The organism is Methylophaga pinxianii (assembly GCF_020447225.1).
GTDB lineage: Bacteria > Pseudomonadota > Gammaproteobacteria > Nitrosococcales > Methylophagaceae > Methylophaga > Methylophaga pinxianii.
The window spans coordinates 1-12,519 of record NZ_JAJAEO010000164.1 but is presented as its reverse complement, the minus strand read 5'-3'; the positions used below and the strand labels follow the sequence as shown (position 1 = coordinate 12,519).

Below are 12,519 nucleotides of genomic sequence, written 5' to 3'. Positions count from 1 at the left end.
CTTCTTCCTTAAGGAAACTATTATGCGAATTTCAGTAGATATCAGCCTATATCCACTTACCGATCAATTTGTTGAACCGATTCTGGCGTTTATTGCCAAGTTGGAAAATAATCCGAAATTAATCGTGCATCGCAATACGTTAAGTACCCAGATTTTTGGTGAGTATCGCGACGTCATGGATGCCATGGACAGCGAAATTGAAGCCGTGTTTGCCCAATTACCACATAGTGTTTTTGTTTTAAAACTTATTGGTAACGATCGTCATCAAGTCAAAGACTGATGTCTGAATCGAATTGGTGGGATATTACGCTGAGCGGTCTAGCAGGAATGAGCGGCTGGGAAATGTTTGCCGCGCTGCTCGGTATTGGTTATATCCTGTTTGCTTCCCGTGAGTCTCAATGGTGCTGGCCATTAGCGTTTATCAGTACCATTATTTACACCATTCTGTTTTGGGAAAATCAGCTGCCGATGCAGGCTTTGCTTAACCTGTATTACATCGGTATGGCGGTCTATGGTTTTATTCTCTGGCATCGTCATGAAAACCAGACAGCAGAGCTGAATATTCACAGCTGGCCATGGCAGTATCATCTGGTCTTTATGGCTATTGGTGGGTTTCTCAGTCTGATTTTTGGCTATTACTTATCGGCACACCCCACCCAATATCCCTATCTGGATGCTTTTGTAATGGTATTTTCGGTGATGAATACTTTATTGATGGCACGTAAAGTTTTGGAAAACTGGCTATATTGGCAAGTTATTAACAGCTCAGCGATTGTGCTTTATGCCCTGACCGGCTTTTACGCCACTATCGTGATGTTCAGTATTTACTTATTTCTCGCTATGGCGGGATATTTTAAATGGCGCAAATTATTAGCAACCCAACAGCAGACTCGAACGGCCTAATTAAACCGTTTTGGATGATTAAGCCAGGAATCCAAATCCATCTCACCTAACACATTCATTAAAAACAGTAATAAACGATATGGCAGACGGACAGCTGTCAAATCAGGTATGGTTTGATGGTTCATATATTCAACAGCAAAAATCTCGGCCTGTTTTTGATCCAATAAATATTCGAGCAAAACAAATTCTAAGGTTTTAGGGCCATAGACTATTGCATCAAGATCCACCAGTGCTGAGAGGTTATCTTGCTGGATTAAAAATTGATCCCACCTTAAATCAGGCATTATCGGCACAAATAGCTTTTCCGACAGTTTTTCTATTTGCCCCAGGGCCTGGTGTAACACCGCTGGATCAATATTATCGGCTTGTTGCCGCATCAAAAATTGCAAGGTTGTTTTCAGACGAAGTGGCCAATCTTTTTCTGTATATTCTGGCTGTTGCAGACATCCCCATTGTTGACGTTGGAGTTGATGCAGCAACCCAAGGTGTTTAGCCAATGAGTTAATCGTTGAATCTGTTATGACCGATACATCGACATCGTTACCAGATAACCATCTTGTCAGCACATATTCTCTTTCTGCGGCTGCAATGAATGGAGGAATGTTCAAAAAGCTGATGTTGGAGATATAGTAGTAAACGTGTGAAATATCTCCCAGCGACGCCGGAAAATTGAGGTTAAACAGGCTATTCATGCCTCGCCAAAATGATGATTGTTGAATATTTGCATGGTCACACAACTTCAACACCATCGGCCCATCAACTGTTTCACAAAACCAAAGTTGATGACTGCTGTCAGTAAATTGGGCGGGTATTCTACTTGCCGGTTTTTTCAGTGCCGGCAAGCCATGTTGCTGCTGGTCAGAAAGCGATGGGTATTTTACCAAGGCAGCACTTCACCATTCATATGCCAGAAAGTGCCGGTATTCTCGATATTCAACTCTGACATGCGATCCAATAAGCCCGATGCCGACTCGTTTGCATCGATCAATCCACCATGCCCTGTCATATCTGTTCTCACCCAACCTGGATGCAGAATCGCCACGGCGATACCCCGCGGTTTCAAATCGATTGAAAGTGATTTGCCTGCAGCATTTACCGCAGCTTTGGACATACGGTAAGCATAGCTACCGCCAGAATCATTATCCGCGATCGATCCCATACGGCTGGTAATAATGCCCACTTTTCCGCCTTGAGGAATATGATTTATCAATGCTTGCGTTGTCAATAAGGGTCCGAGACTGTTTACGGCATACATGCTTTTAAAGCTATCAATTGCATTCGTATCAATATCATTGAGCCCAAGCCCCGCTGCAATGCCAGCATTATTAATCAACCAGTCAATTTTACGGTCACCAAGCTTTTCGGAAAGGGCTTTCAAACTGATAGGATCGCTTACCTCAACGTCTTCAATAACTTCCACATCTAACTCTGCCAAAGCAGGAGATCGATGACGGCATGTCGCAATCACATCAAAGCCACGAGCTTTTAACTGTCGACATAATTCGAGCCCAATACCTCGGTTACTGCCTGTTACCAGTGCGGTTTGTGACATATCCTGCTCCTTAATTCTGCTTATGTAGGTTTTTCATTGTAGACGTTGACGGTGACAACACAACGCCTGCTTCAGTGACAATAGCGTTTATCAGCTCTGCCGGTGTGACATCAAAGGCAGGATTCACCACATTGATGCCTTCTGGCGCAATTTGCTGATTGGCAACATGGGTGACTTCGCTTGATGGTCTTTGTTCAATTGGAATCTGTTTTCCCGACGCTGTCTGCCAGTCTATGGTTGAAAGTGGCGCCACCACCATAACTTTGACTTGATGATATTTGGCTAATACCGCTAATGAATAGGTACCAATTTTATTCGCCACATCCCCATTCGCGGCAATCCGGTCGGCGCCGACAATAATCCAGTCAATCTGACCTGAAGCCATTAATGCGGCAGCCGCCACGTCGGCTTGCAAAGTACAAGGGATATTATCCTGCATTAATTCCCAGGCCGTTAACCGCGCACCTTGCAGCCAGGGACGCGTTTCATCCACATAGACATGTTTTATTTTGTCATCAGCGAATCCCTGCCGAATAACGCCCAAAGCCGTTCCAAAACCGCCCGTCGCAAGTGCTCCCGCATTGCAATGGGTTAATACCGTACTATCTGCATCAATCAGATCGGCTCCAAGCTTTCCCATCGTTTGATTAGATCTAATGTCATGCTGATGGATTTCAATAGCTGCTTCCAGTAAAGCCGCTTCTGCAGAATATGTTTCTGGCTGGTTGAGATAAACCGCCGTCATTTTCTCAATTGCCCATGTCAAATTCACTGCTGTAGGTCGGGACGCTGCCAATTTAGCCAATGGTTCTATCATGGCTTGTTTCCAGTTTATGCCAGCCTTATTCCAAGCCTCGCGAGCAGCTAACACCACCGCATAAGCGGCTGTTACGCCTATAGCAGGCGCGCCCCTTACCACCATTTCACGAATGGCATTGCTGACATCTTCTGGATAGTCAAAACCGAGCCAGACTTGTTGTAAAGGAAGCAAGCGTTGGTCCAACAAGTGAAGTTGTTCACTGTGCCATTTAATAGGTTGAATCATTTCACTTATGCTTTGCACTGTGTTCTCCTGCTATTGGCGGTTATAATCGGACGCTATGAAAAACATTGACCTGATTATTAATGCCCGCTGGTGTCTGCCGATGACGGCAGAACAACTTATTCTCGAAAATCATTCTATTGTTGTTCATGAAGGCAATATTGTAGCGCTATTACCGCAAGCTGAAGCGGAACAACTTTATCACCCCACTCAGACACAGGATCTTCCTGAACATTGCGTGATGCCCGGATTAATTAATAATCATGGTCATACGGCTATGACATTATTCCGAGGTCTGGCTGATGATTTGCCCTTAATGTCCTGGCTCAACGAGCATATTTGGCCAGCAGAACAACAATTTGTTGGTGATGCTTTTGTCGAGGCTGGTTCCGCTTTAGCCATCGCAGAGATGATTCGTGGTGGTACAACCTGTTTTAGCGACATGTATTTTTTTCCGGAATCAACGGCGCGTGTCGTTGATAGCAGTGGTATTCGTGCCAGCCTTGGCATGGTTGTAATTGAGTTTCCCACTAACTGGGCAAAAGATGTAAATGAATACTTACATAAAGGACAGGCTTTACACGATAAGTACCGTCACCATCCGCGCATTACAACCAATTATGCTCCACACGCCCCTTACACCGTTTCGGACAAAACACTCCAGGCGATTATGATTAATGCGGAAGAATTGGATTTACCAATACAGATGCATATTCATGAAACAGCTGCAGAGGTCAACGATAGTCTGACGCAATATGGCAAACGTCCATTAGCGCGACTGAAAGAATTGGGACTACTTTCACCACGCTTGATTGCTGTGCATATGACGCAACTGACAGAAGAAGAAATGGACTGGTGTGCCGAAGCGGGAGTTCATATCGCACATTGCCCCGAATCAAACCTGAAGCTGGCCAGTGGATTTTCTCCAATTGCTGCCTTGATAGATCGGGGCGTTAATATCAGTATTGGTACCGATGGAGCTGCTTCCAACAATGATCTGGATATGTTTGCGGAAATGCGCCAAACCGCCATTCTGGCAAAAGGCGTAGCTGGTGATCCCAGTGTCGTCCCTGCCTATCAAGCTTTGGAAATGGCAACTATTAACGCGGCAAAATCGCTAGGGATTGATTCAGTGACCGGCACACTTGAAATCGGCAAAGCAGCTGACATTATCGCTATCGATTTGAGTGATATAGAAACACAACCCTTTTATGACTTACCGTCACAATTAGTTTATGCCACTGGCCGCGATAAGGTCTCTGATGTGTGGGTAGCCGGTAAACAATTGCTGAAACAACGGCAATTGACCACAATGAATGGTCAACATATATCAGCCCAGGCGCAAGAATGGGCTACAAAAATAAGGTCTGTCTCATGACAAAACACAATGTTGATCCAGCAGAGGTCGCTAAATTTGATGCATTGGCTTCAAGCTGGTGGGATCCTGAAGGACAATCTAAACCGTTACATGAAATCAATCCGCTACGGCTAGCCTTTATTAATGAAAGGGCTCAGTTAAAAAATGCCAAGGCCGTAGACGTAGGTTGTGGCGGCGGTATTCTCACTGAGTCTTTAGTAAAAAGTGGGGCAGAAACTATTGGCATAGATATGGGCGAAATGCCACTTAATGTCGCCAAACTGCATGCGCTGGAAGCTGGTTTGAAAATCAAATATGAACTGATAACCGCAGAAGCCATGGCAGAAAATCATCCGGATGAATTTGATGTAGTGACTTGCATGGAAATGCTCGAACATGTGCCCGATCCACAGGCGATTATTAATGCCTGTGCGACAATGGCAAAGCCGGACGGTGATGTGTTTTTTTCAACGTTAAACCGCAACCCAAAAGCCTATCTATTAGCCATTGTCGGTGCCGAATATATTGCTAAAATGCTCCCCAAAGGCACCCACGATTACGCACGTTTTATTCGCCCGGCGGAACTGGCTCGTTGCTGCCGTGAAGCTGGCCTACATGTTTGCGACATTACCGGTATCAGCTACAACCCGCTGACCCGCCGCTACAAACTCAGTAAAGATGTGGATGTCAACTACCTCGTTCATTGTAGAAAAATATAGTGTTTATTTCTCCGTTTAACGTTGTGCTATTTGATTTGGATGGCACGCTTGTCGATACAGCACCTGATCTGGGTTTTGCATTAAATACCCTGTTAGAACAGGAAGGCAACAAACCATTGGATCATGCACTGATTCGACCTGTTGCCAGTCATGGTAGTGCCGGTTTATTGAAGCTCGGGTTTGGCATTGAAAAAGAAGATCCTATTTATCCGGCGTTACAGCAACGCTTTTTAAGTGTGTATGCAGAAAATATTGCACGGGAGTCCACTTTATTTATTGGCATGCAACAAGTTCTGGATGGCCTGACAGCTAATAATATCCGCTGGGGAGTGGTGACCAATAAACCCTCATTTCTAACCATACCGTTAATGGAAGCGTTGCAGTTAACAGAAGCAGCAGCCTGTATTGTCAGTGCTGATACAACCCCACACAGCAAACCACATCCCGCACCGATGTTACATGCTTGTGAACTTGTGGATGCTAAGCCAATAGACTGTATTTATATCGGTGATGCAGAGCGCGATATTCAGGCAGCGCATAATGCGCATATGCGTTCTGTGGTGGCTTTATATGGATATATTGCTGACAGCGACAAACCTGAAACCTGGCAGGCAGACTGCATGATTAATCATCCCCACGAGATATTACAATGGATTTAAGCCTGGAGTCACTCCTGCAATATCAGGACTTATTCATTGTATTATCGATCGGCATTTTGCTGGGAATTGTCATTGGAATGGCGCTTCGCAGTGGCAAACTGCGTGAGTTGGAAAAACGTTCAGCAGAGCTTGAACTGACTTTACAGCTGGAACAAAAAAATAAACAACAATTGGATGAAATCCTTGATCAAACGCGTGATCAGCTGGCCAATACTTTCAATCAGCTTTCTAATGAAGCGCTAACACGCAACAACACCAACTTTTTACGCCTGGCTGAAGAAAACCTGAAACGCTTTCAAAGCGAAGCCAAAGCTGATTTGGGAACCAAAGAAAAAGCCATTGAACAGATGCTCAAACCCATTAATGAAGCATTACAGCAAACCAGCAAACAAATTCATGATATCGAGAAGGAGCGTAAGGAGGCTTATGGCAGTTTAACAACTACCATTGCCCAAATGACCCTGAGTCAACAGCAGTTACAGCAGGAAACGCAGAATCTGGTTCAGGCATTGCGTCGTCCTGAAGTTCGTGGACAATGGGGTGAAATGACACTACGGCGTTTGGCAGAGCTGAGTGGTATGGTTGCCTATTGTGATTTTTTCGAACAGACACATACCGTGACTGAAACCGGCAATATTCGTCCCGATATGATTGTTCGTTTACCGGAAAAACGTGAAATTATTGTTGATGCCAAGACACCATTAGATGCTTATCTGTCAGCGATTCAGGCCAAAGATGAGATAACGCGTAAACAGGAACTAAAGCGCCATGCCCAAATCATTCGCGGCCGAGTTAAAGAACTCTCTCGCAAAAATTATTGGGCGGAATATTCACGGTCACCAGAGTTTGTTGTGTTATTTATTCCCGGCGAACAGTTTCTATCGGCTGCGCTTGAAGTAGATCCTGCGTTACTGGAAGACAGCATGAGTCAGAATATTATTCTGGCGACACCAACTAACTTCATTGCCTTATTACGTGCTGTTTCCTATGGCTGGAAACAACAGGCATTGGCAGAAAATGCTGAGATCATCCGAGAACTTGGAGAAACGCTTTATAAAAGGCTTTCTACCTTCGGCAATCATCTAAGCAAACTCGGGAATAGCCTTGGCAGCAGTGTGAATCACTTCAATAGCGCTGTTGGCTCTTTGGAGCGTCAGGTCTTACCTGGTGCACGAAAATTTACTGAAATGGGCATTAGCAGTAAAAATGAGATCACTGAATTACCTCCAGTAGAGCAAATGCCCCGACAGGTTCAAAATCTGAGTGATGAAGAGTAAATCCGAGGTCGACAATGCCTACGCATTTTGTCTTAACCTTGCAAAGTCGCATTACGAAAACTTTCCAGTGGCATCCATTTTTTTACCTCGGAAGTTACGTCAGCCGATTGCGGCAATATATGCTTTTGCTCGCACTGCGGATGATTTCGCTGATGAAGGCGACCATCCTTTAGCAGATAGACTAAATTTGCTGAATGGTTACAGCCAGTATTTAACTGATATTGCAAACCAGGGCTATCAGGGTAACGATCCGATTTTTGTCGCATTAGAAGACAGTATTAAGCGCTTTAACCTCCCGGTGACTTTACTGGAAGATCTGCTGACTGCGTTCAAGCAGGATGTGATCAAGTCACGTTACGCCACATTTGACGAAGTACTTGATTATTGCCGATTTTCAGCAAATCCGGTGGGCCGCCTTTTACTGTATCTGCAGGGAGAGCCGACTGAACACCAGCTTGAGCAGTCTGATGCCATATGTACTGCTCTCCAGTTAATTAATTTTTATCAAGATATTGTGCAGGACTACACTGAACAGAACCGAATTTACATTCCCCAGGAAGAACTGACGAAAATTGGAATCAATGAAGTGGATTTGATATGTCCTGAGACACATAAACTGGCTCCAATACTACGAAGTCTGTATTTACGTACTGAAAGCATCATGAGTAAAGGTGTTGAACTTGGCTTAACCGTTCCCGGTCGTCTGGGCTGGGAAATTAGAGCCATGACATTAGGTGGTATCACAACCCTTGCAGCACTTAAACAGCAATCAGATGTCTCGCTTTTGCAGCGACCTAGATTGTCGCGTAAAAGGATTTTTGCTGTGCTCATGAACAGTGCGATAAAAATGCGGTATAAACAAATTGTTCATAAGTTTTCGTAACGGTTTATATCAAATATGCCGGCTTCCAATGGCTGCTGCTCTTTTTGCCAAGCGGTAAAATCATGCAGTTTTTCCCAAAATTGAGGATGTGTTCTGCGTATTCCCCACTGCAGGACTATGTTTTCAAAGCGCTTATGTGTATTTGCAGATTTTAACTGATGACTGAATTCAGAAATTTGTGAAGCAGGTACATCAAAAATAAAGTTGGGATAACTACCTGCAATGCTCGGGTAAATGGTCAAGGTATCATTTTCTGGTTGATGTCTTAATGACTCACCGAAAATGAAGGCGACATTTGTATGAGCACGATTTCGGATAATCGAATACATCGTGCGTTGTCCTTCATTGTTACTGACCCGCAAAAATGTCATTTCCGGTAAAAAATTTAAGCCCGAAATGAATTCCGCTTTTTTGGAGGTCAGTTCTGCCAGTTGAGCATCTACATTATGAATCCATTCTGCCTGATCATGTCGATAACACTGTTTTGTCTCACAACGGTTCAGGCTATCTTTTTCCATGGCATTAATATCCGCCAAATCCTGCAGGATATTTCTCGCGAGTTCATCTTTTACAGATTCTGTTTCGTACTTTTCTACTGTGGGAGTCTCTATATCCAAAGGCGCATAAGTAATATGTGTCTTTAATTTTCCTAAACCGCTATACCACTCATTGAGTATTTCCTGACGTTTGTCTCGGGGGAGTAAACGCAGAAAATTGTACTCGGCACCGTTACGAATCAAATCGAAGTACATCCGGGTTTGTAGCTGGTGTGCAAGGTTGCCAAACACATCAAAATTGACAACTAATTCGTAATAAGTCCGCTCAAATAATGGATAGTCCATCCACCAAATTGTTTCAGGAATATCACCAATAAACCCTTTTTGGACACTGGCACTATCAAAATTACGAAATACTGTCAGTAAAGCATTTTGATTTTCTCCCTCACCGTCCCATATTGAAGTACGGGTGACCCAATTTGGGGCAAATTCACGATAGTGTTCATTGCGGTTGAGATGGTATTGATTACGTTTGGCTTTGTATTTATCCCAGTTATTTCCTGTTTTTAACAAATCATCATTTTGTCCCGGTAAGCCGAGTAATGGTGCAACTTGATTATGATATTTTTTATCTGTAATGAATAAGTCCCGCTCTGGATCCTGAAACATTACCCAGAAATGATCGTGAATAACATCCGTAGCTATTTGCCCCCGACAAACAGGTCCACGAATAAAAGTACGAGTAAAGTATTCAGCATGCTCCAACATGAATTGGTAACGGGCTTGAGCAGGAATATTGGCAAAGGTTATAAATGGATTGGCCCGGTGTTCATACGTATATCCTGGTAGTTTGTTCACCGTCCAATCATTTTTAAAAAATAATGCCTCTATTCGCTGGCGTAATTTTTTATCTAACTTAAAGGTAATATGACGTTTGAACAATCATGCCATCGAGAGCTCTCAATCGATAATAAAACGGCTTGTCAGGATCATTGTTTGGTAAACGAGTATTAACAATCTCAATTGCCTTGCCAGGGACCGTGTATGATCGAACGAGTTCGAAAAACTGAGGCTCCTTAGCCGTCTCATCAAAATAGATATGCGCTAGGAATAAGTGTTCGTATAACCAACGGGCAACTAATTGAGATTTTTTGGATGATTGGTTAAAAAATCTCTCCCAGTCTGCTACTGCTTCAAGATCATTGTCTGTTATCTCTATATTATTTAAATTAAATTTGGCGCCTTGCTCAAGCCACCCGGCGATGACTGAGAATTCTGTATTGGTCAAACCAGATACAGCCAATGGCATTCCTTCCAATGGATGCTCTTGTGCATAAGAAGAAAACTCATTATCGGTCACACAAAGATTTTCGCGACGGATTCCCAGTTTAATGGAGTCTGGGATCTTTGTATTTGCAGGTAGAGGATATCTTTTCCCTAATGCCAGCATATTGTAGAGTAACGGTTTCGTCTCATTGTTCTGGCTCAAGATAGAATAAAAACCAAGCTTTCGCCATTCTGCTTCATTGTTTGCATCAATCCCAAGCCGAGTTGGTGTTTGCGCTTCGGTACGTTTTCCATCATAAACCTCATGATGATGAGCACCACGCAACAAACCTGATGGCGACTCCAGTTTAAGCTGGCATGGAGCATCAAAACAGCCATGACAAGCAATACACTTTTTTTCGATGATTGGTCGGACATCGTCTTGGTATGAAATGTTATGAGTTGCGGCTTTGGGTATTTGTGCGGGAGGAAGGTCATATTTTTCATCACTACAGCTAGACACACAAACGACAAGGAATATAAGTATTAAAAATTTATACATGCTCTTTCCCTGCAGCACAGCGCCAAATTTATTGAGCTGAAGACCTGCCCGGATAGTAGTTAAAGTTTGCTAAAAACAACAAGGCACAATACCTTGAGTGCAGCAAGCATGCAAACAGTTAAATTTTATAAAAGCCGCTTTGTTTTATTACAGTTATTGTTTAGGCGGCCAGCGGGTAAACAGGTTTATGCTGACGTTTTATACATTTTCGGATTTATTAGATTTGGAGCACTTTTGATTCTTATATATATATTTACGCCATTAGTAATTTTTCTATTGTCTGCATCTTTATTGAGTTTGTTGAGGTGTGAAAAATGGTGGATCCGTGCTTTTGATTTTCCACGCATGCAGTTTTTGATATTGGCATTGATTTTACTATTTGCTGAATTAGTATTTCTTGATTACACCAAATTAAGCTTTTGGCTATTGTTTTTGCCAACTTTATTTTCTTTTTGTTATCAACTTTGGTGGATATTGCCTTATACAAAAATCTACCCCTATGAAGTCGAGCAAACATCTCAGAATGATCCTGATAACAGCATAAAAATCATAACTACAAATGTTCTTATGTCGAATCGCAATGCTGACAAGCTTATTAGCTTTGTTGAGGAATATACTCCAGATATTCTGGTCACCCTAGAAACAAATCATTGGTGGGAAACACAGCTCCAATCTCTTGAAAATGATTATCCTTATCAAATAAGCTGCCCACTCGATAACTTATATGGAATGCATGTGTTTTCCAGATATGCCTTATCTAAATCTACCATTGAGTTTTTGGTTGAAGATGACATTCCATCGATCCATACACTTTTAACCCTGCCATCTGGACAGGATATTCGCATGCATTTTTTGCATCCAGCACCGCCGAGTCCGACTGAGAATGAAGAGTCATCTGAACGAGATGCAGAGTTAGTGATGGTGGCCAAGAGTGTAGTAGATGCTGATATTCCAGTGATTGTTACTGGAGATCTCAATGATGTAGCATGGTCAACTACCACTCGCCTTTTTCGCAAGATCAGTAAATTATTAGACCCGCGTATTGGTAGAGGAATGTTCAATACATTTCATGCTGATTATTGGTTTATGCGATGGCCTTTGGATCATTTATTCCATAGTCCGCATTTCAAACTTTATGATATGCGTCGCTTACCGCATTTTGGATCTGATCATTTTGCCTTATTTACCCAATTGGTCTATGTTAATTCTCGAAGTAAAAATGTCTCATCCGGACTTGAAGCCGATAAGGAAGACCAAATCTTAGCCAACGAGAAGCTTTCATCTGAAGAGGTGAGTGAAAAAGAAGTACCAAATCCAAGTTAGTAACTTTACTAGCTTCAAAAAACTAAACGAGGAAGGATTATATTTTGAAACTATCCAAGCAAGTACCGGCCATTCTAATTTTAGCTTTTATGCTGATGTCTGGATGTGGACATTACAAGCATGGACACGTTCCACCAGGTCATGACCCTGCTGGCCCAGGAAATAGTGAAAATGCGCCTGGCCATAATAAATAACAGTCATGCACAGAAACGGTTCATGTAATGTCTCCATAGAGTAGGTAATGGAGTAACCTGCTGTTCAGCTATTATGGCAGCAGGATGAATTATCGTTTATCCCAAGGGATGGCCGCATCTCTCCTCTGCCTTCACGTACATTAAATGCAGACCAATACCAGAAACATTGTCTGTTCTGATGTTTTTATTATCTCTATGGATGGATGGTATACAGTCACTGCAGGAGTAATTGACGGTCACTTCGTTCCAATAGCTCACTTTGTCAAAACGATAGAGAAAAAAAAA

At 42.9% G+C, this 12,519-nt stretch carries 11 protein-coding genes and 1 pseudogene; 8 read left to right on the top strand and 4 right to left on the bottom strand.

The features are described from left to right. Positions 1 to 22 precede the first annotated feature (22 nt). Together LGT40_RS06590 and pnuC are read left to right on the top strand one after the other, a co-directional pair. The gene (locus LGT40_RS06590) at positions 23 to 280 is read left to right on the top strand and encodes a YkoF family thiamine/hydroxymethylpyrimidine-binding protein (RefSeq protein ID WP_226070086.1); all 258 of its coding nucleotides are present in this window, start codon (positions 23 to 25) and stop codon (positions 278 to 280) included. After that, positions 280 to 903: a nicotinamide riboside transporter PnuC gene (pnuC, locus tag LGT40_RS06585; protein WP_226070084.1), complete on the top strand. Its 624-nt coding sequence runs from the start codon at positions 280 to 282 to the stop codon at positions 901 to 903. The genes LGT40_RS06590 and pnuC overlap by 1 nt, the downstream gene beginning before the upstream one ends. Here the strand turns inward: pnuC and LGT40_RS06580 are convergent. From LGT40_RS06580 to mtnA, 3 genes are read right to left on the bottom strand one after another with little or no spacing between them, the layout of a single operon-like run. Then, on the bottom strand, positions 900 to 1,787 hold the full coding sequence (locus tag LGT40_RS06580; protein WP_226070082.1) for a hypothetical protein: 888 nt from the start codon (positions 1,785 to 1,787) through the stop codon (positions 900 to 902). The genes pnuC and LGT40_RS06580 overlap by 4 nt on opposite strands. Then, positions 1,781 to 2,455, bottom strand: coding sequence for an SDR family oxidoreductase (locus LGT40_RS06575; RefSeq protein WP_226070080.1), 675 nt, complete (start codon positions 2,453 to 2,455; stop codon positions 1,781 to 1,783). The genes LGT40_RS06580 and LGT40_RS06575 overlap by 7 nt, the downstream gene beginning before the upstream one ends. Positions 2,456 to 2,465: 10 nt before the next feature. Further along, entirely contained in the window at positions 2,466 to 3,518 is a 1,053-nt protein-coding gene (gene mtnA / locus LGT40_RS06570) for an S-methyl-5-thioribose-1-phosphate isomerase (RefSeq protein ID WP_226070077.1), read from the bottom strand. Positions 3,519 to 3,555: 37 nt separating this feature from the next. Here mtnA and LGT40_RS06565 point away from each other — a divergent pair, with 37 nt between their 5' ends. From LGT40_RS06565 to hpnC, 5 genes are read left to right on the top strand one after another with little or no spacing between them, the layout of a single operon-like run. After that, positions 3,556 to 4,875, top strand: coding sequence for a TRZ/ATZ family hydrolase (locus LGT40_RS06565; protein WP_226070075.1), 1,320 nt, complete (start codon positions 3,556 to 3,558; stop codon positions 4,873 to 4,875). Then, positions 4,872 to 5,573, top strand: coding sequence for a bifunctional 2-polyprenyl-6-hydroxyphenol methylase/3-demethylubiquinol 3-O-methyltransferase UbiG (gene ubiG / locus LGT40_RS06560; RefSeq protein ID WP_226070073.1), 702 nt, complete (start codon positions 4,872 to 4,874; stop codon positions 5,571 to 5,573). The genes LGT40_RS06565 and ubiG overlap by 4 nt, the downstream gene beginning before the upstream one ends. Further along, positions 5,573 to 6,232: an HAD family hydrolase gene (locus LGT40_RS06555; protein ID WP_226070071.1), complete on the top strand. Its 660-nt coding sequence runs from the start codon at positions 5,573 to 5,575 to the stop codon at positions 6,230 to 6,232. Before ubiG ends, LGT40_RS06555 begins: the two co-directional genes overlap by 1 nt. Then, the gene (locus tag LGT40_RS06550; RefSeq protein ID WP_226070068.1) at positions 6,223 to 7,509 is read left to right on the top strand and encodes a DNA recombination protein RmuC; all 1,287 of its coding nucleotides are present in this window, start codon (positions 6,223 to 6,225) and stop codon (positions 7,507 to 7,509) included. The genes LGT40_RS06555 and LGT40_RS06550 overlap by 10 nt, the downstream gene beginning before the upstream one ends. After that, positions 7,499 to 8,392, top strand: a complete 894-nt coding sequence (gene hpnC, locus LGT40_RS06545) for a squalene synthase HpnC (protein ID WP_226070150.1) — start codon at positions 7,499 to 7,501, stop codon at positions 8,390 to 8,392. Before LGT40_RS06550 ends, hpnC begins: the two co-directional genes overlap by 11 nt. On the opposite strand, the pseudogene LGT40_RS06540 reads toward hpnC, so the two are convergent. Continuing rightward, positions 8,377 to 10,717: pseudogene (locus tag LGT40_RS06540) on the bottom strand (fatty acid cis/trans isomerase). The gene hpnC and the pseudogene LGT40_RS06540 overlap by 16 nt on opposite strands. Positions 10,718 to 10,825: 108 nt before the next feature. On the opposite strand from LGT40_RS06540, the gene LGT40_RS06535 reads away from it, so the two are divergent. Beyond that, positions 10,826 to 12,040, top strand: a complete 1,215-nt coding sequence (locus LGT40_RS06535; protein WP_226070066.1) for an endonuclease/exonuclease/phosphatase family protein — start codon at positions 10,826 to 10,828, stop codon at positions 12,038 to 12,040. The last annotated feature ends 479 nt before the right edge of the window (positions 12,041 to 12,519 follow it).

Bases quoted from the DNA above. Each gene is read 5' to 3' on its own strand.
- LGT40_RS06590 (WP_226070086.1), top strand. From the start codon at position 23: ATGCGAATTTCAGTAGATATCAGCCTATATCCACTTACCGATCAATTT.
- pnuC (WP_226070084.1), top strand. From the start codon at position 280: ATGTCTGAATCGAATTGGTGGGATATTACGCTGAGCGGTCTAGCAGGA.
- LGT40_RS06575 (WP_226070080.1), bottom strand. From the start codon at position 2,455: ATGTCACAAACCGCACTGGTAACAGGCAGTAACCGAGGTATTGGGCTC.
- LGT40_RS06565 (WP_226070075.1), top strand. From the start codon at position 3,556: ATGAAAAACATTGACCTGATTATTAATGCCCGCTGGTGTCTGCCGATG.
- ubiG (WP_226070073.1), top strand. From the start codon at position 4,872: ATGACAAAACACAATGTTGATCCAGCAGAGGTCGCTAAATTTGATGCA.
- LGT40_RS06550 (WP_226070068.1), top strand. From the start codon at position 6,223: ATGGATTTAAGCCTGGAGTCACTCCTGCAATATCAGGACTTATTCATT.
- hpnC (WP_226070150.1), top strand. From the start codon at position 7,499: ATGAAGAGTAAATCCGAGGTCGACAATGCCTACGCATTTTGTCTTAAC.
- LGT40_RS06535 (WP_226070066.1), top strand. From the start codon at position 10,826: ATGCAAACAGTTAAATTTTATAAAAGCCGCTTTGTTTTATTACAGTTA.